Origin of the sequence: Streptomyces sp. NPDC058697 (assembly GCF_042715345.1) — a bacterium.
Lineage (GTDB): Bacteria > Actinomycetota > Actinomycetes > Streptomycetales > Streptomycetaceae > Streptomyces > Streptomyces liliifuscus.
Genome location: NZ_JBHXSU010000016.1, coordinates 118,337 through 140,960, shown reverse-complemented (window position 1 = coordinate 140,960; position 22,624 = coordinate 118,337). Strand labels below are relative to the sequence as shown.

The 22,624-nt window shown below is 71.1% G+C and carries 17 protein-coding genes; 12 read left to right on the top strand and 5 right to left on the bottom strand.

Annotation, left to right across the window (positions count from 1 at the left end):
• Positions 1-197: 197 nt before the first annotated feature.
• Together acs and ACFWXQ_RS31585 are read right to left on the bottom strand one after the other, a co-directional pair.
• Positions 198-2,195, bottom strand: a complete 1,998-nt coding sequence (acs, locus tag ACFWXQ_RS31590; protein ID WP_383936632.1) for an acetate--CoA ligase — start codon at positions 2,193-2,195, stop codon at positions 198-200.
• A gap of 442 nt (positions 2,196-2,637) precedes the next feature.
• A complete protein-coding gene (locus ACFWXQ_RS31585; protein ID WP_383936634.1) occupies positions 2,638-5,007 on the bottom strand; it encodes a bifunctional SulP family inorganic anion transporter/carbonic anhydrase in 2,370 nt (789 codons plus the stop codon).
• 325 nt (positions 5,008-5,332) lie between these two features.
• Here ACFWXQ_RS31585 and ACFWXQ_RS31580 point away from each other — a divergent pair, with 325 nt between their 5' ends.
• A complete protein-coding gene (locus ACFWXQ_RS31580; RefSeq protein WP_383936636.1) occupies positions 5,333-6,661 on the top strand; it encodes a hypothetical protein in 1,329 nt (442 codons plus the stop codon).
• A gap of 15 nt (positions 6,662-6,676) precedes the next feature.
• Here ACFWXQ_RS31580 and ACFWXQ_RS31575 read toward each other — a convergent pair whose 3' ends face one another.
• Positions 6,677-7,669 carry an ATP-binding protein gene (locus tag ACFWXQ_RS31575; RefSeq protein WP_383936638.1) on the bottom strand — a complete coding sequence of 331 codons (993 nt, stop codon included), beginning with the start codon at positions 7,667-7,669 and terminating at the stop codon, positions 6,677-6,679.
• Between the two features lie 94 nt (positions 7,670-7,763).
• Between ACFWXQ_RS31575 and ACFWXQ_RS31570 the strand changes: the two genes are divergently transcribed.
• A complete protein-coding gene (locus ACFWXQ_RS31570; protein WP_383936640.1) occupies positions 7,764-8,615 on the top strand; it encodes an oxidoreductase in 852 nt (283 codons plus the stop codon).
• Between the two features lie 388 nt (positions 8,616-9,003).
• Here ACFWXQ_RS31570 and ACFWXQ_RS31565 read toward each other — a convergent pair whose 3' ends face one another.
• Complete coding sequence (locus ACFWXQ_RS31565) at positions 9,004-9,828, bottom strand: HAD family hydrolase (RefSeq protein WP_383936642.1); 825 nt, start codon at positions 9,826-9,828, stop codon at positions 9,004-9,006.
• 583 nt (positions 9,829-10,411) lie between these two features.
• On the opposite strand from ACFWXQ_RS31565, the gene ssd reads away from it, so the two are divergent.
• The 7 genes from ssd (at position 10,412) to ACFWXQ_RS31530 (ending at position 16,091) form a co-directional block, all read left to right on the top strand.
• The gene (gene ssd / locus ACFWXQ_RS31560; protein ID WP_383936644.1) at positions 10,412-11,515 is read left to right on the top strand and encodes a septum site-determining protein Ssd; all 1,104 of its coding nucleotides are present in this window, start codon (positions 10,412-10,414) and stop codon (positions 11,513-11,515) included.
• Between the two features lie 269 nt (positions 11,516-11,784).
• Positions 11,785-13,104, top strand: coding sequence for a TadA family conjugal transfer-associated ATPase (locus ACFWXQ_RS31555; RefSeq protein WP_383936664.1), 1,320 nt, complete (start codon positions 11,785-11,787; stop codon positions 13,102-13,104).
• Between the two features lie 38 nt (positions 13,105-13,142).
• Positions 13,143-13,982 carry a type II secretion system F family protein gene (locus ACFWXQ_RS31550; protein WP_383936666.1) on the top strand — a complete coding sequence of 280 codons (840 nt, stop codon included), beginning with the start codon at positions 13,143-13,145 and terminating at the stop codon, positions 13,980-13,982.
• Positions 13,979-14,800 carry a type II secretion system F family protein gene (locus tag ACFWXQ_RS31545; protein WP_383936646.1) on the top strand — a complete coding sequence of 274 codons (822 nt, stop codon included), beginning with the start codon at positions 13,979-13,981 and terminating at the stop codon, positions 14,798-14,800. The genes ACFWXQ_RS31550 and ACFWXQ_RS31545 overlap by 4 nt, the downstream gene beginning before the upstream one ends.
• Positions 14,801-14,981: 181 nt before the next feature.
• A complete protein-coding gene (locus tag ACFWXQ_RS31540) occupies positions 14,982-15,119 on the top strand; it encodes a DUF4244 domain-containing protein (protein ID WP_383936648.1) in 138 nt (45 codons plus the stop codon).
• Positions 15,106-15,483 carry a TadE family type IV pilus minor pilin gene (locus tag ACFWXQ_RS31535; protein WP_383936650.1) on the top strand — a complete coding sequence of 126 codons (378 nt, stop codon included), beginning with the start codon at positions 15,106-15,108 and terminating at the stop codon, positions 15,481-15,483. The genes ACFWXQ_RS31540 and ACFWXQ_RS31535 overlap by 14 nt, the downstream gene beginning before the upstream one ends.
• 170 nt (positions 15,484-15,653) lie before the next feature.
• Positions 15,654-16,091, top strand: a complete 438-nt coding sequence (locus tag ACFWXQ_RS31530; RefSeq protein WP_383936652.1) for an Rv3654c family TadE-like protein — start codon at positions 15,654-15,656, stop codon at positions 16,089-16,091.
• A 74-nt stretch (positions 16,092-16,165) separates the two neighbouring features.
• Here the strand turns inward: ACFWXQ_RS31530 and ACFWXQ_RS31525 are convergent, their stop codons facing one another.
• Positions 16,166-18,703: a DEAD/DEAH box helicase gene (locus ACFWXQ_RS31525; RefSeq protein ID WP_383936654.1), complete on the bottom strand. Its 2,538-nt coding sequence runs from the start codon at positions 18,701-18,703 to the stop codon at positions 16,166-16,168.
• Between the two features lie 81 nt (positions 18,704-18,784).
• Here ACFWXQ_RS31525 and bldG point away from each other — a divergent pair, with 81 nt between their 5' ends.
• From bldG to ACFWXQ_RS31510, 3 genes are all read left to right on the top strand, one after another.
• Complete coding sequence (bldG, locus tag ACFWXQ_RS31520; RefSeq protein WP_003975386.1) at positions 18,785-19,126, top strand: anti-sigma factor antagonist BldG; 342 nt, start codon at positions 18,785-18,787, stop codon at positions 19,124-19,126.
• Between the two features lie 150 nt (positions 19,127-19,276).
• Positions 19,277-19,720, top strand: a complete 444-nt coding sequence (locus tag ACFWXQ_RS31515; RefSeq protein WP_383936656.1) for an ATP-binding protein — start codon at positions 19,277-19,279, stop codon at positions 19,718-19,720.
• A gap of 342 nt (positions 19,721-20,062) precedes the next feature.
• Positions 20,063-22,468 carry a sodium-translocating pyrophosphatase gene (locus tag ACFWXQ_RS31510; protein ID WP_383936658.1) on the top strand — a complete coding sequence of 802 codons (2,406 nt, stop codon included), beginning with the start codon at positions 20,063-20,065 and terminating at the stop codon, positions 22,466-22,468.
• The last annotated feature ends 156 nt before the right edge of the window (positions 22,469-22,624 follow it).

Sequence of the window (22,624 nt, the reverse complement as noted above, 5' to 3'; positions counted from 1 at the left end):
CACCTATGGAGATGTCCGAGCTCTCGGGGCTCTCCGAGATCCCAGACGCTCTCTTGTCGCGTTGTTGACGCGTGCCTCAGCCTACCGAAGCCGGGGCCGGGCCGATCCGGTGATCCTCACGGTAGACGCGAGAGGGGCACCCGGCGCGTCAGCAGCCGGGTGCCCCTTCACGGGTCGTACGTCTTACGGGTCGTACGTCAGTCCTCGCTGGCCGCCGCCGGGAGCTTCGACTGGATGAGGTCCATCACCGTGGAGTCGGTGAGCGTGGTGACGTCACCGAGCTGACGGTTCTCCGCGACGTCACGCAGCAGCCGGCGCATGATCTTGCCCGAACGGGTCTTGGGCAGCTCGGCCACCGGCAGGATCCGCTTCGGCTTGGCGATCGGGCCCAGCGCCTTCGAGACGTGGTCGCGCAGGTCGCCCACGAGGCTGTCGGTCTCCGACGCCGTACCGCGCAGGATCACGAAGGCCACGATCGCCTGGCCGGTCGTCTCGTCGGCCGCGCCGACGACCGCCGCCTCGGCGACCGACGGGTGCGAGACGAGCGCCGACTCGACCTCGGTGGTCGAGATGTTGTGCCCGGACACGAGCATCACGTCGTCCACCCGGCCGAGCAGCCAGATGTCGCCGTCGTCGTCCTTCTTGGCGCCGTCGCCCGCGAAGTACCTGCCCTCGAAGCGCGACCAGTACGTGTCGAGGAACCGCTGGTCGTCGCCCCAGATGGTGCGGAGCATCGACGGCCACGGCTCGGTGAGCACGAGGTATCCGCCGCCGCCGTCGGGCACTTCGCGCGCCTCGTCGTCGACGACGGTCGCCGAGATGCCCGGCAGCGCGCGCTGCGCGGACCCCGGCTTGGTCTCGGTCACGCCCGGCAGCGGAGAGATCATCATCGCGCCGGTCTCGGTCTGCCACCAGGTGTCCACGATCGGCGTGCGGTCGCCGCCGATGTGCTTGCGGTACCAGATCCACGCCTCGGGGTTGATCGGCTCACCCACCGAGCCCAGCACCCGCAGGCTGCTGAGATCGAACTTCGCGGGGATGTCGTCGCCCCACTTCATGAACGTACGAACGGCCGTCGGCGCCGTGTAGAGGATCGTCACGCCGTACTTCTGCACGATCTCCCAGAAGCGCCCCTGGTGCGGGGTGTCCGGCGTGCCCTCGTACATAACCTGCGTCGCGCCGTTCGCCAGCGGTCCGTACGTGATGTACGAGTGGCCGGTGACCCAGCCGATGTCGGCCGTGCACCAGTAGACGTCGGTCTCCGGCTTGAGGTCGAAGACGGCGTGGTGCGTGTACGCGGCCTGGGTGAGGTAGCCGCCGGAGGTGTGCAGGATGCCCTTCGGCTTACCCGTCGTCCCCGAGGTGTAGAGGATGAACAGCGGGTGCTCGGCGTCGAACGCCTCGGGGGTGTGCTCGGCGGACTGCCTGGCCGTGATCTCGTGCCACCAGACGTCACGGCCCTCGGTCCACTCGACGTCCTGGCCCGTACGGCGCACGACGAGCACCTTGTCCACGCCGTCGACCCGGGAGACCGCCTCGTCGACGGCCGGCTTGAGCGCGGAGGGCTTGCCTCGGCGGTAGCCACCGTCCGAGGTGATGACCAGCTTGGCGTCTGCGTCCTGGATGCGGGTGGCGATGGCGTCGGCCGAGAAGCCGCCGAAGACCACCGAGTGCGCGGCGCCGATGCGGGCGCAGGCCAGCATCGAGACGACGGCCTCGGGAATCATCGGCAGATAGATGGCGACCCGGTCGCCCTTCTCGACCCCGAGCTCCGTCAGGGCGTTCGCCGCGCGGGAGACCTCGTCCTTCAGCTCGGCGTAGGTGATGGCGCGGCCGTCACCCGGCTCGCCCTCGAAGTGGATGGCGACCCGGTCGCCGTTCCCCGCCTCGACGTGGCGGTCCACGCAGTTGTACGCGACGTTGAGCCTGCCGTCCTTGAACCACTTGGCGAACGGCGGGTTCGACCAGTCCAGGGTCTCGGTCGGCTCGGTGGCCCAGGTCAGCCGGCGGGCCTGCTCGGCCCAGAAGCCGAGCCTGTCAGCCTTGGCCTGCTCATACGCCTCCGCGGTGACGTTGGCGTTCGCGGCCAGGTCGGCGGGCGGCGCGAACCTGCGCTCTTCGCGCAACAGGTTGGCCAGGCTTTCGTTGCTCACGACATCTCCCTTTCCCAGGGTGTCCGTTGTGTCCCAGGCCACAGCTCATCAGACGCGGACCCCTGGTGACAAGGGCCGTCCGGGAATTGGTTTAGACCTGTGGGCAGGATCATGTGTGCGTGCGGCTTCCCGCGGACACGGGGGGCCACACGTTCTCACGGACGGGGAAGGAGCGCGGTTCAGGCTCGCGGGCGGGACGGGCCGGTGGCGGGGGTCCGAACGGCCCCGTGGCCGGGCGCCGAACGGCCCCGTGGCCGGGCCCGAACGAACCCGGGGCGGGGCGTTGGGCGGCCCCGTGGCAGGGCGCCGGACGGCCCCGTGGCGGGGCCCGAACGAACCCGGGGCGGGGCGTTGGGCGGACCCGTGGCAGGGGCTGGACGGGCCTCCGGGAGTGAGGCCGCGGACCGCCGGGAGTGGCCGGCGGACCGCCGGAAGTGGGCCCGCGGGCTCCTGGGAGTGGGCTCGCGGGCCCGGAACGGGCGGGTCAGGCAGGTGTGTCGTGCAGTGCCGTCGCCGCGACCCGGTCGAAGACCTCGCCGTCCGGCTCCTCGTGGTGGGCGCGCTCCGTGAGGAGGTACGCCTGGGCCTCGCCCACGTGGAAGTACATGCCGTGCAGTTCGAGCGCGCCCTCCTTCAGCGCGCGGGCCACGGAGTCGTGCGCCCTCAGATGCTCCAACTGCTGCACCACGTTGGTCAGACAGAGCTGCTCGACCGCGTCGGCCGGAGCCCGTCCGGCGATGCGTGTCCAGGGCCGGTCCTTGGCGGCCATCCGCTCCACACTCGGCAGCCCGTGCCGCAGCCACCGCTTCAACGGCGTCTGCGCGCCACCCGGTTCGGTGTTCATCAGCGCCTGCATCGCCCCGCAGCCGGAGTGCCCGCACACGGTGATGGACCGCACCTGCAGCACCTCCACCGCGTACTCGATGGCGGCCGCGACCGAGTCGTCGGCGCTCTCCTCGCCGGGGGGCGGTACGAGATTGCCGACGTTCCGTACGACGAAGAGGTCGCCCGGGCCGCTTGAAGTGATCATCGATGTGACGAGCCGGGAGTCGGCGCAGGTCAGGAAGAGCTGGGAGGGCTGCTGCCCCTCCCGCGCGAGCCGGGCCAGCTCGCCGCGCACCAGGGGCGCGGTGTTGCGCTGGAACGAGCTGATGCCGCTGGCCAGTTGATGCCCGCTCCGGCGCCCGCCCTGCGGGGCGCTCTCGGGGCGCTCGCAGTGGTGATTGCGCCAGGGCGTCCAGGGCCGGCAGTGGCAGTGCGAGGTCTCTCCGGTGCCCCCCTGGACGTGGGGCGCGGCCAGCCGGGCCCCGGTGCGGCCGGTGAGCTCGACGGAGCCGCCCTGCGCGAGGTGCGTGCTCTGCCAGTCGTGCAGCGATTCGTACGCCGCGTGGTCCATGAAGGAGCCGTCCAGCTCGACCACGGCGTCGGCGCCCTGGGGCACGAGATGCAGGGTCCGGCTGAGACGCGGCACGGCGAGGAACGTCAACTGCCCGCGTACGCGGACGTGGTGGACGCCCGCCGAGTCCACGTCGTGGGTGATCCGGGTGCGGGTGAGCCGGTGCAGGGCGACTCCGACGGCCACCGCGACCCCCAGCAGGACGCCCTCCAGTACGCCGAGGACGACGACGGCGAGGGTCGTGACCGCGTACACCAGCACCTCTCGGTGGCGGGTGACCGTGCGGATGTGGTGGAGGGACACCATCTGGATGCCGACGGCCATCACCAGGGCGGCGAGTGCCGCGAGGGGGATCAGCTCCAGGACCGGGACCATCAGCAGCGCGGCCACCACCACCCAGACGCCGTGCAGCATCGTGGAGTTCCGGCTGACCGCTCCCGCCTGCACGTTCGCCGAGCTGCGCACGGCCACGCCCGCGACGGGAAGCCCGCCGAGCGATCCGGAGACGATGTTGGCGGCGCCCTGTCCGAGCAGCTCGCGGTCGAGGTCGGAGCGCTTCTGCTGGGTCGGCCGCCCCGCCGTGAGCTTGTCCACGGCGACGGCCCCGAGAAGCGACTGGACGCTGCACACCAGCGTGACGGTGAGCACGGCGGCGGTGATCCCGAGCGCCGGGCCCTCGGGCAGTCCGGCCAGCGCGTGGCTCCGCCAGGACGGCAGGTCGACCTTGGGCAGGGTGAGCCCGGCGGCCACGGCGGTCGTGGTGGCCGCGGTGACGGCGACGAGCGCGGCGGGCACCTTGCGGAGGGCCCGTCCTACGCGTCCGGGGATCCGCGGCCAGGCCAGCAGGAGGGCCAGCGTCAGGGCGCTCATGGACAGCGCCGCCACCTGGGGGTGGGCCAACTGTCCTGGCAGTTCCCGGATGTTGGCGACGACCGAGCTGCGCGGGGAGCCGCCGAGCACGATGTGCAGCTGGGCGACGGCGATGGTGATGCCGATACCGGCCAGCATGCCGTGCACGATCGCGGGGCTCACGGCGAGAGCGGAGCGGGCCACTCGCAGGAAGCCCAGGCCGAGTTGGGCGAGACCGGCGAGAACGGTGATGGCGCACGTCGTGCGCCAGCCGAACTTCAGGATGAGATCGGCGGTGACCACCGTGAGCCCGGCGGCGGGGCCGCTCACCTGGAGCGGGGCGCCGCCCAGGCGGCCGACCACCAGCCCGCCCGCGGCGGCGGCGACGAGCCCCGCCTGCAGTGGAGCCCCGGTGGCGAGGGCGATGCCCAGGGACAGCGGAAGGGCGATCAGGAAAACGGCGATCGAGGCGGACAGATCTGCGCCGGCGACCCGAGGGACACGGGGGAGCCAGGGCGCTCGGCGGCGGCGCTCGGGCGGGCTGTGCGGCCGCCCCTCTTCCGGCATGTGCGATGAGTCGTCGGTGCGGGTGGGGACGCAGGCAGGCATGGTTCCCGTCTTCCTCCGGGGCTACGCGGTCGCTTGGGGCGCGGCCGTGGGTCACGGCGTACAGCGGCGGGATTTCTCAACGCTCGGTAAATGAATCGTAATGGAGAGTAAAGGATGTGTGCGAAAAAGTAGCGCAAATAGGTCAGTAATTCACTCCAGGGGGTGATTAATCATTTTGATCGGCTTGTCGTACTAATTCCTTCCCGGGCTCCTGGGATCTTGGGGGAGCTGTCGGTTTCTGTCCGTTTTCTCGGGGTTATCCGGGATTCCGCCGCACGGAATCCCTTCCGCTTTGGCCCGACTGAAGGAAGAAGGTGGGCGAGACATGGCCGCCACTCAGAGGATCGCCGCGGGTGTCACGGTCGCCGCGGCCTGCACCGCCGCGCTCGCCGGCTGCGGTATCGGTGACACCGGCGTCGAGAAGGGCGCGCACGGTGACGGCGCCCGCGGCGCGACGAAGGCCGCGGGCGCCCCGGCACCCAGGAACGCGGTCCGTCTGATCGGCGACGGCTCCACCGCCTTCACCGGCGCGCAGCCGCATCTGCCGCGGCCCGAGCGGCTGAAACCCGGTCAGAAACCGCCCCAGTTCGTGGTCTTCTCCTGGGACGGGGCCGGCGAGGACAGCCAGCGGCTGTTCTCGCACTTCCGCAAGGTGGCCAAGGCCAACAACGCGACGATGACGTACTTCCTGAGCGGTGTGTACATGCTTCCGGAGGCGAAACGCCAGCTGTACCGGCCGCCGCAGCACTCACCGGGCCGCTCCGACATCGGCTTCAATGACGAGCAGGGCATCAAGGACACCGTGCGGCAACTGCGCGGCGCCTGGCTTGAGGGCAACGAGATCGGCACGCACTTCAACGGCCACTTCTGCGGCGGCGGAGGCGGCGTGGGCCAGTGGTCGGTCGAGGAGTGGAAGGACGAGATCGCCCAGGCCAAGTTCTTCGTCAAGTCCTGGAAGAGCACCACGGGTACGACGAAGGCCTCCCCGCTGCCCTTCGACTACGACAAGGAACTCATCGGCGCCCGCACGCCCTGTCTGGAGGGGCGGAAGAACTTCATGCGCGCCGCCCGGGAACTGGGCTTCCGCTACGACACCAGTGGCGTCAACAACCAGGTCTGGCCCAAGAAGGAGAAGGGCCTGTGGGACCTGTCGATGCAGCTCGTCCCCGTCCCGGGGCGCGCCTTCGAGACGTTGACCATGGACTACAACTTCCTGGTCAACCAGTCGGGCGCCACCACCCGGGGCAACCCGGCCAAGCACAGGTACTGGGGCGACCAGATGCGGGACGGCCTGCTCAAGGGCTTCTCCCGCGCCTACAACGGCAACCGCGCGCCCCTGATCATCGGCAACCACTTCGAGTCCTGGAACGGCGGCACGTACATGCGCGCCGTCCAGGAGACCATCGAGCGCGTCTGCACCCAGCCCGAGGTGCGCTGCGTCTCCTTCCGTCAACTCGCCGACTGGCTCGACGTCCAGGACCCGAAGACCCTGGCCAAGCTCCGCACCCTCAAGGTGGGCCAGGACCCGAAGGCCGGCTGGACGTCGTTCCTCTCCGAGCAGCCCGCCCCTTTCTCCGAGCCGCCCGCCCCTCTCTCCGAGCCGCCCGCCCCGGCTCCGAAGGGCGTCCCGGGGGCACCGGCGGTCAGCCGGTAGTCCCCCGGTCCGGCCTCAGGCGTGCTGGGGCGTCGGCGCCTGTTCGCGCAGCACGAACTCGGGGTCGACCTGGGCGGCCAGGTCGGCGCCCGTTCGTTCGTTGCCCCAGGACTGGGCGTTCTTCAGGTGGAAGTGGACCATCTGGCGCGTGTAACGCTCCCAGTCGCGCTGCTCGTACGTGGCGTCGGCGGCGGCCTGGAGGGCGCGCAGCGCACGGCGGTTGCCGTCCTCCAGCTGCTCGAACCTGGGCGGGCGGCCCTTCTCCATGGCGCGCACCCAGTCCGAGTGACCGACCGTCAGCAGCAGGTCGTCGCCGACCTCGCCCCTCAGGAAGTCGATGTCGTCCTGTCCCTGCACCTTGTTGCCGACGACCTTCAGGGTGACGCCGAAGTCGCGCGCGTACTCCTTGTACTGGCGGTAGACGGAGACTCCCTTCCGGGTCGGCTCGGCGACGAGGAACGTGATGTCGAAGCGGGTGAACATGCCGGACGCGAAGGAGTCCGAGCCCGCCGTCATGTCGACGACGATGTACTCGCTCCGGCCGTCGACGAGATGGTTCAGGCAGAGCTCCACTGCACCGGTCTTGGAGTGGTAGCAGGACACTCCCAGGTCGGCCTCGGTGAACGGGCCGGTGACCATCAAACGGACGGCGCCGCCGTCGAGTTCCACCGGTCGCGCACAGGCCTCGTACACCGGGTTGTCCTCGCACACGCGCAGCAGGCGGGAGCCCTCGCCGGGCGGGGTCGTCTTGATCATCGTCTCGGTGGACGTGATGCGGGGGTTGGAGCCACGCAGGTAGTCCTTGATGAGCGCGAGCCGGTCGCCCATGGCGGGCAGCCGCCCGGCCTCCGTGTCGTCCAGGCCGAGTGCGGGTCCGAGGTGCTGGTTGATGTCGGCGTCCACCGCGACGACGGGTGATCCGGTGGACGCGAGGTGGCGCACGAAGAGCGAGGACAGGGTGGTCTTGCCGCTGCCGCCCTTCCCAACGAAAGCAATTTTCATGTTCATTAAGGTACCGGCGCGACGGCGTCCGGGGGCCGCCACACGTGAAGAAGACCACTCATTAGTGGGGCGCGGGCCCGGTGTGCGTAGGGTCGTACTCATGAGTACGACAGGTGGGAACGCCGACCCGCTCGCGGCGCTGGGGTCGCTGCCCGGCGTGGCCGAATCCGTGGAGTCCGTGCGCAAGGCCGTGGACCGGGTCTACGGGCACCGCATCATGCGGCGCCGCAGCAACGCGATCACCTCGGAGGCCGCGCTGCGCGGCGCGCGCGGTTCCGCGGCGCTGTCCGGTGCCGACTGGGCGCTCGAAGAGGTGCGCCGGCGGGCCGACTTCAGTGGCGACGACGAGGCCCGGGTGGTGGGCTCCGCGCTCAGGCTGACCGCCGAGGCGGGCCAACTCCTGTCCATCTGGCGGCAGTCGCCCCTTCGGGTACTGGCGCGGCTGCACCTGGTGGCCGCCGCCGACAAGGAGGAGGCGGTCGGGCGTCCACGGCGGGACGGTGAACCCGTCACGGAGACGGCCGCGGCCGCCGCCGCGGGACCGCCGTTGATCGGGCTTCCGCTGCCGGACGCGGCCGAGGTCGAGGGCCGTCTCGACGGCCTTGCGCGGCTGGTCGTCGCGGGGGGTTCCGCACCCGCCCTGGTGACCGCCGCGATCGTGCACGGCGAACTCCTCGCGCTGCGCCCCTTCGGATCCCACAACGGCCTGGTCGCGCGCGCGGCCGAACGCATCGTCCTGGTCGGCAGCGGCCTCGACCCCAAGTCCGTCTGCCCGGCGGAGGTCGGTCACGGGGAACTGGGCCGCGCGGCCTACGCCTCGGCCCTCGAAGGCTATGCGTCCGGTACTCCGGAGGGCGTGGCCACCTGGATCGCCCACTGCGGCAAGGCGATCGAACTCGGCGCCAGGGAGTCGACGGCGGTGTGCGAGGCGCTTCAGCGAGGGGCTGCGTAGGGCCTCGCCCGTGGGTCCGGTCTCTGAACGTCCTGGCCCTTGAATGGTCCCTGAACAGGGTTGCGGCGGTACGGGGTCCGTACCGCCGCTGGCATGTTCACCCGGTTACCAAGCGTCCTCGAGATATTGCCCATCAGGTCGGGAACTGTTGCCCGTCGCCTGGTGCGGCTGGCCCGTAATCGACGGGTCGACGTCGCGTGGGTGCCCGGTGTTCATGCGCGGTCCGTGGGGCCTCGGTTGCGTTTGAAGGTGATCCTCTCGGATGTCCTTGGTCTCGCGGGCCGTTAACCCCTTTGTACTCCAGGTCCGGAGGAAGCGGAACCCCTCGCTGTACTTCTTTACTTTTGGGAGCAAAGGGGGCTAATCGGGCGCTCCCGTGGCGCGTGGATCACACGGCTGCCGCGCGCCGACGGCTCGCGTACCAGACCAGACCCGCCGTGGCCGCCGCCGCTCCTATCGCCGCGGCGGCGACGAGGGCCGGCCGGGGCGGCACCGACAGCCGCTGCTTCAGCCGGACCGGGTGGTGGAAGTCGAGGATGGGCCACGCGCGCGCGGTGGCCTCGCGGCGCAGCGCGCGATCGGGGTTCACGGCGTGCGGATGGCCGACCGATTCGAGCATCGGGATGTCGGTCGCAGAGTCGCTGTAGGCGTAGCAGCGGGAGAGGTCGTAACCCTCGGACGCGGCCAGCTCCTTGACGGCCTCGGCCTTCGTCGGGCCGTACGCGTAGTACTCCACCTCGCCCGTGAAGCAGCCGTCGTCGCCCACGATCATCCGGGTCGCCACCACCCGGTCCGCGCCGAGCAGTTCGCCGATGGGTTCGACGACCTCGGCCCCCGACGTGGAGACGATCACGACATCCCGCCCGGCGATGTGGTGCTCCTCGATGAGGGAGGCGGCCTCGTCGTAGATGATCGGATCGATCAGGTCGTGAAGGGTCTCGGCGACTATTTCCTTCACTTGTTGGACGTTCCAGCCGCGGCACAGCGCTGACAGGTACTCGCGCATCCGCTCCATCTGGTCGTGGTCGGCGCCGCCCGCGAGGAAGACGAACTGGGCGTATGCGGTGCGCAGCACGGCCCGGCGGTTGATCAGGCCGCCTTGGTAGAACGACTTGCTGAAGGTGAGCGTGCTCGACTTCGCAATGACCGTCTTGTCCAGGTCAAAGAAGGCCGCTGTGCGGGGCAAGGAGTGGTTTTCCACGGGGTCGAGCATATGCGCCCGCCATTCGGGCTAGTGTGGGGCGCGTGGGTTTGCCTGAGAGGGCTCTCGGGTACACCATGGAAGTCACGGATCGTTCGCGACCGTGCTAACCCGGTCCGGCTCCTCCCCCCCCGAGTCAGACCGTGGGGACGACCCCCGCTCTCCCCCCCGGCGGGGGTCGTCGCATGTCCGGGTGGGTTTTCAACCATACTTTTTCGAACGCCGGGCCCTGTTGTGCGGGCTGCGGCGTTCCTCTGCGTCTGCACAGGATTCGTAACTGTCGGTAGTCGTCGCGCTGCTCTAAGAGAGTCGTACAACAGTCACTCATCGGTCACCGGTTTGGGTGAAGGCGAAATTCACAACCGTCGAGTTGTCCACAGTTATCGACCAAGATCCACACGATTTCCCGGATCGCTGCACCGTGATTCCAACGCGCACCGCTCGCGGAAGTTCATGGCCGGTTCCGATTGTCCGGCGGCTATGGCCGGTTCGTATCGGCGGTTCATATGGAGGGCCGGTTGCCGGTTCTTCACGCGGGCGGGAATCGCGGGGCCGCAGGGGCACCGCGAGGAAGCAGCGAAGGGGGCTGGAGATCGTGGCGGGAGCCATCACACACGACCGGCTGTCTGCCGCCGAGGGGCGGCAGGGCGGACCGTTGATCGTCACGGAGGACGCGGATCTGCTGGACGACCTGCTGCGGCTGTGTGCCGCGGCCGGCGCCCGGCCCGAGGTCCACCACGGGGTGCCGGAGCGCGGCGGCGGCTGGGAGACGGCACCCCTGGTGCTCGTCGGCGACGATGCCGCGCGGCGGGTGCGGGGAGCCGCGCGCAGACGCGGAGTGGTCCTGGTGGGGCGGGATCAGGACGATTCCGGGGTCTGGCGGAGGGCTGTGGAGATCGGCGCCGACCATGTTCTGCTGCTGCCGGATGGCGAACAATGGTTGGTCGACCGGATCGCCGACGTGGCCGAGGGAGTCGGTCCGCCCGCACTCACCGTCGGCGTGATCGGCGGTCGCGGCGGCGCCGGATCCTCCACGCTCGCCTGCGCGCTCGCGGTCATCTCGGCGCGCCAGGGAAGGCGCACGCTCCTCGTCGACGCGGATCCGCTGGGCGGCGGACTCGATGTACTCCTCGGCGGAGAGGCCGCCGAGGGGCTCCGCTGGCCGGACTTCGCCGCGTCGCACGGCCGGGTCGGCGGTGGCGCCCTGGAGGAGTCGCTGCCCTCGCTGCACGCCCTGCGAATCCTCAGCTGGGACCGCGGCGACTGCGTCACCATCGCACCCGAGGCCGTCCGGGCCGTGCTGGCCGCCGCCCGGCGGCGGGGCGGGGCGGTGGTCGTGGACCTGCCCCGCCGGATCGACGAAGGCGTCGCGGAAGCCCTCGCCCAGGTGGACCTCGGCCTGCTCGTGGTCCCAGCGGAACTGCGCGCCGTCGCGGCGGCCGGGCGGGTGGCGTCCGCGGTCGGCATGGTCCTGAAGGACCTGCGCGTCGTGGTGCGCGGACCGTACGCGCCCGGTCTGGACGACAGGGAGGTCGCCCGACTCCTCGGGCTGCCCCTGGCAGGCGAAGTCCCGGTGGAGACGGGGCTGTTGGCGGCCCAGGAGCGAGGCGCTCCGCCCGGCGCGGACGGCCGGGGGCCGCTGGCCCGCTTCTGCTCGGCGTTCTGGGAGCGGACCGCTGCCGCGGGAGGCACCGCATGAGCGGGGGCACGCGCGTGCGTGGCGCCACGCACGCGCATGGCGCCACGCCAGGGCAGGCGAGGTTCTCGGGCGGGCGTATGGGGGCGGCGGGGTTGCCTTCGGACGTGGGGGCGGTGGGGCGGCGTACGGGTGCGGGTCCGCCTTCGCCTTCGGATGTGGGGCCTGTGGGTCGCAGTGGGAGTGGGGGTCTGGCTGAGGGTGTGGGGTCGGCGGGTCGGCGTACGGGCGTGAGTGGTTCCGTGGGTCGTCGTACGGGCGTGAATGGGCCTGTGGGGCGGCGTGCGGGTGGGAATGCGGCTACTGCTTCCGACACGGGGCTGTTGGACGGGGTCCGGCAGTGGCTTGCCGAGAGCGGGGCCGAGCCGACTCCCGCGCGCGTGGCGCAGGCACTGCGGGAACAGGGGCGGGTGCTCGGGGACGCCGAAGTCCTTGGGGCGGCCGAGCGGTTGAGGTCGGAGCTGGTCGGCAGCGGGCCGCTGGAGCCGCTCCTCGGTGATCCCTCGGTCACCGACGTACTGGTCTCGGCGCCCGACCGGGTGTGGGTGGACCGGGGCGGCGGCCTGGAACTGACGGCCGTCTCCTTTCCGGACCCGGCGGCCGTACGACGCCTCGCGCAGCGCCTGGCGGCCGTGGCCGGGCGGCGGCTCGACGACGCGCACCCCTGGGTGGACGCCCGGCTCCCGGACGGCACCCGTCTGCACGCGGTACTGCCACCGGTCGCCGTCGGATCGACGTGCCTGTCGCTGCGGGTCGTACGGCCACGGGCCTTCACGCTCGCCGAGTTGGTGGCGGCGGGGACGGTACCGCCGGGCGGGGACCTGCTGCTGCGGGCGCTGCTCGACGCGAGGCTGTCCTTCCTGATCAGCGGGGGCACGGGCAGTGGCAAGACGACGCTGCTGAGCGCCCTGCTGGGCCTCGTCGGGCCGGGCGAGCGGATCGTGCTCGCCGAGGACTCGGCGGAGCTGCGCCCCGACCATCCCCACGTCGTACGACTGGAATCCAGACCCGCCAACCAGGAGGGCGCCGGACTCGTCACCCTTCAGGACCTGGTGCGCCAGGCCCTGCGGATGCGGCCCGACCGGTTGGTCGTCGGCGAGGTTCGCGGGCCCGAAGTGGTCGCCCTGCTGGCGGCCCTGAACACGGGTCACGAAGGCGGCTGCGGGACCGTCCACGCCAACGCGGCCTCGGGAGTGCCGGCCCGGCTGGAGGCGCTGGGCACGGCCGCGGGTCTCGACCGGGCCGCTCTGCACAGCCAGGTCGCGGCCGCGCTCTCGGTGGTCCTCCATCTCGTACGCGACCGGGCCGGGCGGCGGCGGATCGCCGAGGTGCATGTGCTGGAGCGGGATCCGGCGGGGCTGGTGATCACGGTGCCGGCGCTGCGGTGGGGCGCGAAGGCCTTCACGTACGAGCGGGGGTGGGAGCGGCTGCGGGGGCTGCTCGGTGGGATGGGGGACGGCTGGGACTCCGGAGGCGCTGGGGACGCTGGAGGGTCCGGGGGCTCCGGGTGCTCCGGGACTTGGGGACGGATGACCGGCATCGGTGAAGTCGGTGAATTCGGTGAAGTGGGCGAGAGGGGTGAGGGGCTGTGACGGGGGTCGGTGAGGTGTCGGTGTCGGTGAGTGCGGCGATGGCGTGTGCCGGGGCGGCGGCCTGGCTGATGGGCGGGCAGGGGCCGGGGGCGCGGCGGGCGCGGCTGGTGTGTGCGGGCGGTGGGGCGGTGGGAGCCGGGCCGCCGGCGTGGGAGCAGGCCGTGCGGGTTGGAGAGCGGCTGCGGCGGTGGCACCGGATGCGGGGCGAGTGGTGGGTCCTGGTCGCCGGGGCGGTGGTCGGTCTGCTCGGGGCGTCCGTGCTGCCGCTCGTCCTGGGGGCGCTCGGGGTGCCGCTGGTCCGACGGGCCAGGCGGGCCGGGGCGGCACGGCGGGCGCGGGAGCGGCGGGCCGACGCGGTGATCGCGCTGTGCGGGGCGCTCGCGGGGGAGGTGCGCGCCGGGCGCCAGCCGGGTGAGGCCCTGCTCGGCGCATCCCGTGACTCGGGCGGGCTCGGGCGCGCGCAGGCGGTGGTGCTGGCGGCGGCCCGGTTCGGCGGGGACGTGCCCGGCGCGCTCACCGACGCGGCACGACGACCGGGAGCCGAAGGACTGCTGGGCCTCGCCGCCTGCTGGCGGGTCGCCGTTGACCGGGGCGCCGGACTCGCGGCCGGGCTCGACCGGCTGGAGGGCGCGTTGCGTGCGGAGCGGGACCAACGGGCCGATCTGCGTGCCCAGTTGGCCGGGGCCCGGTCGACGGCTGTGCTGTTGGCGGGACTGCCGGTGCTCGGACTGCTCCTCGGCACCGCACTCGGCGCCGATCCGCTGCATGTCGTGCTGCACACCGGCGCGGGTCTTGGCTGTCTGCTCGTCGGCGGGGTCCTGGAGGGCGTCGGGCTGTGGTGGGTGCTGCGGATCGTACGGGGAGCGGAGGCGGGATGAGCGCGGAAGTTGTCCACAGGCTGGGGGTGGCGCTGTGCGTCGTGGTGGCGGTGTGGGCGCTGGCCCGGGCCGTGGGTGCGGCGCGGCGGGAAGGCAGGTCGCGAAGGCGGTTGAAGGCTGTGGTGGCCGTGGGTACGGGGCCTCCCGTGGGTGCCCTGGGCACGGGGTCGGCCGTGGAGTCGGCTTCCGGCGGGCGGCGCCTGGTGATGCGCGGTGAGCTGAGGCGGTGGCTGCCGGTTTTCGGCGCCCTGAGCGTCTGTTGGGCCGTCGTCGGAGGTGTGACCGGAGTCGTGGTCGGGCTCGTTGCCGGCTTCGGGATGTGGCGGTGGCAGCGGAGACCGGCGCCGGTGGAGGAGTTCGACGTGGGGCTGGCCACGCGGCAACTGCCCCTCGCCGCCGATCTGCTGGCCGCCTGTATCGCGGCGGGTGCCAGTCCGGCGGTGGCCGCCCAGGCGGTGGGGGAGGCGCTGGACGGGCCTGTGGGGCAGCGACTGGCGCGGGGTGCGGCCGAGGTACGGCTCGGGGGTGAGCCGGCCGAGGCGTGGCGGGGGTTGGCCGCCTTGCCAGGGGCTCGGGCGCTGGCCCGGTTGCTGGAGCGGGCGGGTGAGTCCGGCGTACCGGCGGCGGGGCCCGTCGCACGCATCGCCGCGGAGGCCCGCGCGGAGTGGGGGCGTACTGCCACGGCCCGTGCCCGGCGGGCGGGCGTCCTGGTCACCGCGCCGGTGGGGCTGTGCTTCCTGCCCGCCTTCATCGCCATCGGCGTGCTGCCTGTGGTGATCGGGCTCGCGGGCGGGGTGCTGGCTGGGGGTGGTGGGTGACGGACGGAACTGGGTGAACGACGAGTGGTCGGGGCCGGTCAAGGTCCAACTTCAAAGGTCAACGGAACAGAGCTGTACGGGGGTTCGGATGAGCAAGGCAATGCGGCGAGTACGAGTGCTGGGGCCGGTGCGGGCGTGGGTCCTGGCGGGCCGGGACTGGAGGGCGCGGAGGGATGACGGGATGGTCACCTCCGAGTACGCGATGGGGTTGATCACGGCGGTGGGGTTCGCCGTGGTGCTCTATGAGGTGCTGACCAGTGGGCAGGTGCGGGGTGCTCTGCAGGACATCGTGGGGCGGGCGCTCAATGGGCAGTTCTGAGGCGCCTCTGGAGATGTCCCGGGACCGGGGTTTCGTGACGGCGGAGGCGGCTGTGGTGCTGCCGGTGCTGGTCGCGTTCACGATGGCGCTGGTCTGGGCGTTGATGGCGGCGGCCGCGTTGATCCAGTGCGTGGACGCGGCCCGGGCGGGGGCCCGCGCGGCGGCTCGGCAGGACCCGCCGGGCACGGTGCTGGCGGCGGCCCGGGACACGGCGCCGAGCGGCGCTCGGGTCACCGTCCGCAGAGAGGGCGACCTGGTGCACGTACGGGTCGAGGCGAAGGCGCCGGGGCCCGACGCGCTGACCCTCGACCTGACCCACGAGGCCGCGGCCCTGGCCGAGGAGACGGTGGGGGCGGCCGGATGAGGAGGACAGGACTCTGGTCGCACACGAGGGCCGTTACGAGGGCCGCTACGAGAGCGAGTACGAGGGTGAGTACGAGCCCGCGTGGGCGGTCGCGGTCGCGGGGAGGGGCCTTTGCGAGCGCCTTCGCGAAGGTCTTCGCGTCGGACCGTGGGTCGGCGACCGTCTGGACCGTGGGTGCGATCGCCGTCCTGTGCGTCGCGTTCGGTGCCGTCCTCGCCATGGGCCAGGCGGTGGTGATCCGTCACCGCGCCGGCGGAGCGGCCGACTTGGCGGCGCTGGCGGCGGCCGACCGCTGGATGGAGGGCGGGACGGCAGCTTGCGCACAGGCAGGGCGGGTGGCACGCGCCCAGGGCGCCAGGGTCGTGCGGTGCGCCGTCCAGGGTGAGATCTCGGACGTCACGGTCGCGGCGGGACGGGGACCGTTGACGGCGGAGGTGCGGGCCAGGGCGGGCCCGGCGGGGCCGGTAGGGCCTGTGGTTCCGCCCGGTCCTCCCGGTCCGCCCAGTCCTCCCGGATCGGCGAGGTCGGCGGTGGGGACGGCCGGCCCCGGCATACCGGCGGCGCCGACCGTGTCGTTCGGCCGAGCCGTCGAGGAGGTGAGGCCGTAATCCTGAGCCCTGAGCCCTGAGCCCAGCCCTCAGTCCTCAGCCCAGTCCCCAGCCCAGCCCTCAGCCCTGACCCCTCAGTCGTCCGCCATAGCCCGGCGGGCGACGCCTCCGCCCTCCCCGGGCTCCCCGCGATCCCCGTCCTCCCCATCCTCCTCGGCCCGCTTCTCAGGTGCCCCCTTCAGCAGCACCGTCAGCAACCGCACGGCCCCCCGTTTGTGCAACGGCTCGTTGCCGTTGCCGCACTTGGGGGACTGGATGCAGGACGGGCAGCCGGCGTCGCACTCGCAGGAGGCGATGGCCTGGTGGGTGGCGGTGAGCCACTCGCGGGCCGTGTGGAAGGCGCGTTCCGCGAAGCCCGCGCCGCCGGGGTGGCCGTCGTAGACGAAGACGGTGGGCAGCAGGGTGTCCGGGTGCAGCGGGACGGAGACGCCGCCGATGTCCCAGCGGTCGCAGGTCGCGAAGAGCGGCAGCATGCCGATCGACGCGTGTTCGGCGGCGTGCAGGGCGCCGCCGAGGATCTCGGGGTTGACGCGGGCGGCGTCGAGCTGGTCCTCGGTGACCGTCCACCACACGGCCCGGGTGCGCAACGTACGCGGAGGGAGGTCGAGCTTCGACTCGCCCAGCACTTCACCGGTGATGACACGACGACGAAGGAAGGAGACGACCTGGTTGGTGACTTCGACGGAGCCGTAGCACAACCGGCCGTCGCCCCAGGGGACTTCGACGTCCGTCTCCAGGACGGAGATGGCGGTGGTGTCGCGGGCGACCGTCGAATACGGGGGGTTGGCCTCCTCGACCAGGGCGACGGAGTCGTCCAGGTGCAGCTCCTTCACCAGGTACGTACGGCCCTGGTGGAGGTGGACGGCGCCCTCGTGGACGGTGGCGTGCGCGGCCGCGGCGTCGACCGTGCCCAGCAGGCGCCCGGAACCGGCCTCCACGATCTGTACCGGACTGCCGCCCCCGCCGCGGATGTCGGCCAGATCGGCGGCCCGCTCCCGGCGTGTCCAGTGCCATGCCTTCGTGCGGCGGCGCAGCAGCTTGGCGGCCTCCAACTGCGGCAGCAGCTCGGCGGTGGCGGGACCGAAGAGGGGCAAGTCGTCGTCGGTCAATGGCAGTTCGGCGGCCGCGGCGCACAGGTGGGGCGCGAGGACGTACGGGTTGTCGGGGTCGAGGACGGTGGACTCCACCGGCTGGTCGAAGAGGGCCTCGGGGTGGTGGACGAGGAACGTGTCCAGCGGGTCGTCGCGGGCGACCAGGATCGCCAGCGCCCCCTGTCCGGAGCGGCCCGCGCGGCCGGCCTGCTGCCACAGGGAGGCGCGGGTGCCCGGGTAGCCGGCGATGAGGACGGCGTCCAGTCCGGAGACGTCGATGCCGAGTTCGAGGGCGGTGGTGGCGGCGAGGCCGAGGAGTTCGCCGGAGTGGAGGGCTTGTTCCAGGGCGCGGCGTTCCTCGGGGAGGTAGCCGCCGCGGTAGGCGGCCACGCGGCGGGCCAGCGAGCGGTCGACCTCTGAGAGCCGTTCCTGGGCGATCACCGAGATCAGCTCGGCGCCGCGGCGGGACCGTACGAAGGCGACCGAGCGGACACCCTGCACGGTCAGGTCGGTGAGGAGGTCGGCGGTTTCGGCGGTGGCGGTTCGGCGGACGGGAGCGCCCTTCTCGCCGTGGAGTTCGGTGAGGGGCGGCTCCCAGAGGGCGAACACCATTTCACCGCGTGGTGAGGCGTCGTCAGCGACCTCCAGCACGGGCAGGCCGGTGAGACGGGAGGCGGCGACCGAGGGCTCGGCGGCGGTGGCCGAGGCCATCAGGAAGACGGGAGAGGAGCCGTAGCGGGCGCACAGGCGGCGCAGCCGGCGCAGCACTTGGGCGACGTGGGACCCGAAGACGCCCCGGTAGGTGTGACATTCGTCGATGACGACATAGCGCAGGGCGCGCAGGAAGGAGGACCAGCGGGGGTGTGACGGAAGTATCCCGCGGTGCAGCATGTCGGGGTTGGTGAGGACGTAGTTGGCGTACTGGCGTACCCATTCGCGCTCCTCGACGGGCGTGTCCCCGTCGTAGACCGCGGAACGTACGGCATTGCCCAGAGGTTGTGAAAGTTCCTTCACGGATCTGCGCTGGTCCGCTGCCAGCGCTTTTGTCGGGGCGAGGTACAGCGCGGTCGCGCCACGGCCGTTCGGGGCCTCGGAGCCGTCGAGGAGCGTCGACAGGACCGGGACGAGATACGCCAGGGACTTCCCGGAGGCCGTGCCCGTGGAGACGACCACCGAGTCGCCGTCGAGGGCGTGCTCGGCGGCGAGTGCCTGGTGGGCCCAGGGGTGTTCGATTCCCGCGGACTGCACCGCGGCGATGACCTCCGCGCGGATCCGGTCGGGCCACACGGCATGACGACCCTCACGTGGGGGCAAGTGCTCCGTATGAGTGATGCGCGAAGCCCGGCTCGGCCCCGAGGCGAGCCGGTCCAGGATCTCGCCCGGCGAGGGGCGGGATGCGGTGTCCGTCGAGGTTCGATCGGATCGGTGATTCTTGGCCATCGGCATCGAGTGTGTCACTGGCGTGACGGACAATGGACCCAAGGCGTCGTGCACGCCTGCCGGTAAGTGATTGAATGCCATCGCGGCTGGCGAACCGTCCCGGGGGCTCTGCCGAGGTGTCCCTTGGGATGACCGCTCGATTAGCAAGGTGCTGGAGGATCCGTGGACCTGTCCCTGTCGACCCGTACCGTCGGCGATCGTACGGTCGTCGAGGTCGGTGGCGAAATCGATGTATATACCGCGCCCAAGCTGCGCGAGCAGTTGGTCGAGCTGGTGAACGACGGCAGTTTTCACCTCGTCGTAGACATGGAGGGCGTGGACTTCCTCGACTCCACCGGGCTCGGCGTTCTGGTCGGCGGCCTGAAGCGGGTGCGTGCCCATGAGGGTTCGCTCCGGCTCGTCTGCAATCAGGAGCGCATTCTGAAGATCTTCCGCATCACCGGCCTCACCAAGGTGTTCCCGATCCACACCTCGGTCGAGGAAGCGGTGGCGGCCACCGACTGACCGGCCGTGGACCGGCCCGTCCCTGACTGGCCGGTCAGCGGCCGACAGCCGGATCCCGGGCCACGCCCGGGAGGCAGAAGTCAATGGAGGGGGGCCGGGTCTCGGCGACCCGGCCCCCCGACCGCACGCCCGTAGTTCCGAGGGGGATGCATGGCCACCGTTGAACTCCGCTTCAGCGCGCTGCCCGAGCACGTCAGGACCGCCCGACTGGTGGCGGCAGCGGTGGCGCGCAGGGCCGGAGTGGACGAGGCCGTTCTCGATGAGGTCAGGCTCGCCGTCGGCGAGGCCTGCACCCGGGCCGTCGGCCTGCACCAGAGTGGCGGAATCTCGGCGCCGGTGCGGGTGTCGCTGATCGAGGAGGAGAAGCAGTTCTCCATCGAGGTCGGCGACGAGGCCCCGCACACGGTTCCCGGCGACAAGACGTCGGGCGCCCATGGCGGAGCCAACGGCGTGGACGTCGAGACCGAAGAGGACGAGATGGGCCTCGCGGTCATCAGCGGCCTCGTCGACGACGTCGAAGTGACCGCCGGTGAGAACGGCGGCCTGATCAGGATGAGCTGGCCCACCACGCCGCCGGCTGCGCTCGTTCCCTGATCCACCCCCTGGTACTGCCCCACATGTGCGAAAGGGCCCTGCTGAGCAGGGCCCTTTCGCATGCCCGCGCCCTTTTCTGATCAAGCTCCGTGTTTTCGTGAATTAATTCACTATCCGGATTACGATCAACAATACGATCGGCTTTACGCCACGCCGGGCGCCAATGGATCACGCGTCAATGGTTTTGAGGCATTACCACTTTCGGGTTCCGTGATGGTCCGTGGATCATTTGCTGAAGAGCACGTGAAGGCTGATTCCACTTACCGCACACTGTTTTGATCAGGTTCCGGTACCTACAATCCGTCCACATCTTGAGCTCGGTCCAAGCGTCAAGGAGGACGAATGGCGGGGCTTTCTACCCCTCATCAGTTTGACCAACCCACAACCTTCGCAGCCGCAGTACTGACCGACGACAATCGTCTCATCGTGATGGTCATCGCGGCCGTCGCCCTTGCGGCGCTTGTCGTCGCCGGGGTCCTGGTACGCCAGGTACTCGCGGCGGGCGAGGGCACCGAGAGCATGAAGGAGATCGCGGTGGCGATCCAGGAGGGCGCGAATGCCTACCTGGGCCGGCAGATGCGAACGCTCGGCGTTTTCGCCGTCGTGGTGTTCTTCCTGCTCATGCTGCTGCCCGCGGACGACTGGAATCAGCGCGCCGGACGATCGGTCTTCTTCTTGATCGGCGCGGCGTTCTCGGCGACCACCGGCTATATCGGCATGTGGCTCGCCGTGCGCAGTAATGTCCGCGTGGCCGCCGCGGCCCGGGAAGCGACTCCGGCAGAGGGTGAGCCCGAAAAGGATCTCACCGCCGTCTCGCACAAAGCCATGAAGATCGCTTTCCGCACGGGCGGCGTCGTCGGCATGTTCACCGTGGGGCTCGGACTCCTTGGTGCGTCCTGTGTGGTTCTCGTCTACGCGGCCGACGCGCCCAAGGTCCTGGAGGGCTTCGGGCTCGGTGCCGCGCTGATCGCCATGTTCATGCGTGTCGGCGGTGGCATCTTCACCAAGGCCGCCGACGTCGGCGCCGACCTGGTCGGCAAGGTCGAGCAGGGCATTCCGGAGGACGACCCGCGCAATGCCGCGACCATCGCGGACAACGTGGGCGACAACGTCGGCGACTGCGCCGGCATGGCCGCCGACCTCTTCGAGTCGTACGCCGTCACGCTCGTCGCCGCGCTGATCCTCGGCAAGGCCGCGTTCGGCGACTTCGGGCTCGCCTTCCCGCTGATCGTGCCCGCGATCGGCGTACTCACCGCCATGATCGGCATCTTCGCCGTGGCTCCGCGCCGTGCGGACCGCAGCGGGATGAGCGCCATCAACCGCGGGTTCTTCATCTCCGCGGTTGTCTCGCTGGCGCTCGTCGCGGCGGCGGTCTTCGCCTATCTGCCGTCCTCGTACGCCGATCTGGACGGCGTCACGGACGAGGCCATCCTCGGCCACTCCGGCGACCCGCGGTTCCTCGCGCTCGTCGCGGTCGCCATCGGCATCGTCCTGGCCGCGCTGATCCAGCAGCTGACCGGCTACTTCACGGAGACCACCCGGCGTCCCGTGCGGGACATCGGCAAGACCTCGCTGACCGGCCCGGCCACCGTGGTCCTCGCCGGTATCTCGCTCGGTCTCGAATCGGCCGTCTACACCGCCCTGTTGATCGGCCTCGGCGTGTACGGGGCCTTCCTGCTCGGCGGTACGTCCATCATGCTGGCGCTCTTCGCGGTGGCCCTGGCCGGTACCGGCCTGCTCACCACGGTCGGCGTCATCGTCGCCATGGACACCTTCGGTCCGGTCTCCGACAACGCGCAGGGCATCGCCGAGATGTCCGGCGACGTCGAGGGCGCGGGCGCGCAGGTCCTCACCGACCTGGACGCCGTCGGCAACACCACCAAGGCCATCACCAAGGGCATCGCCATCGCCACCGCGGTACTGGCGGCGGCGGCGCTCTTCGGCTCGTACCGCGACGCGATCCTCACGGCCGCGAACGAAGTGGGCGAGAAGGTCTCGGGGCCCGGCGCGCCCATGAACCTGATGATGGACATCTCACAGCCCAACAACCTGGTCGGGCTCATCGCGGGCGCCGCGGTCGTCTTCCTCTTCTCGGGGCTGGCGATCAACGCGGTCTCGCGATCCGCCGGGGCCGTGGTCTACGAGGTGCGGCGGCAGTTCCGCGAGCATCCCGGGATCATGGACTACACCGAGAAGCCCGAGTACGGGCGCGTCGTCGACATCTGCACCAAGGACGCGCTGCGCGAGCTGGCCACACCGGGTCTGCTCGCCGTACTGACGCCGATCGCGATCGGCTTCACGCTCGGGGTCGGCGCGCTCGGCTCGTTCCTCGCGGGAGCCATCGGCACCGGCACGCTGATGGCGGTGTTCCTCGCCAACTCCGGTGGCGCGTGGGACAACGCGAAGAAACTCGTCGAGGACGGCCACCACGGCGGCAAGGGCAGCGAGGCCCATGCCGCGACGGTGATCGGCGACACGATCGGCGACCCCTTCAAGGACACCGCGGGGCCGGCGATCAACCCTCTCCTGAAGGTGATGAACCTGGTGGCGCTGCTCATCGCGCCCGCGGTGGTCAAATTCAGCTACGGCGAGGACAAGAGCGTGGGCATGCGGGTTCTCATCGCGGTGCTCTCGCTCGCCGTCATCGTGGGCGCGGTGTACGTGTCCAAGCGGCGAGGCATCGCCGTGGGTGACGAAGGCAACTCCGAGCGGGTGGCCAAGTCGGTGGATCCGGCGGTGGTTTCGTAGCCATCGGGTAGCCGGCCGGGTCATCGCCCGGTCGGGTTCCGCTCAACGGGCGGGGGGGCGGCGGCGAATTATGGTGCGGCAGCCCCCCCCCGGGTGTGCGCCCCCCCTTGGGGGGCCAGTTATCACTAGGTTCACAAGGCTTAAATAAACTATGTA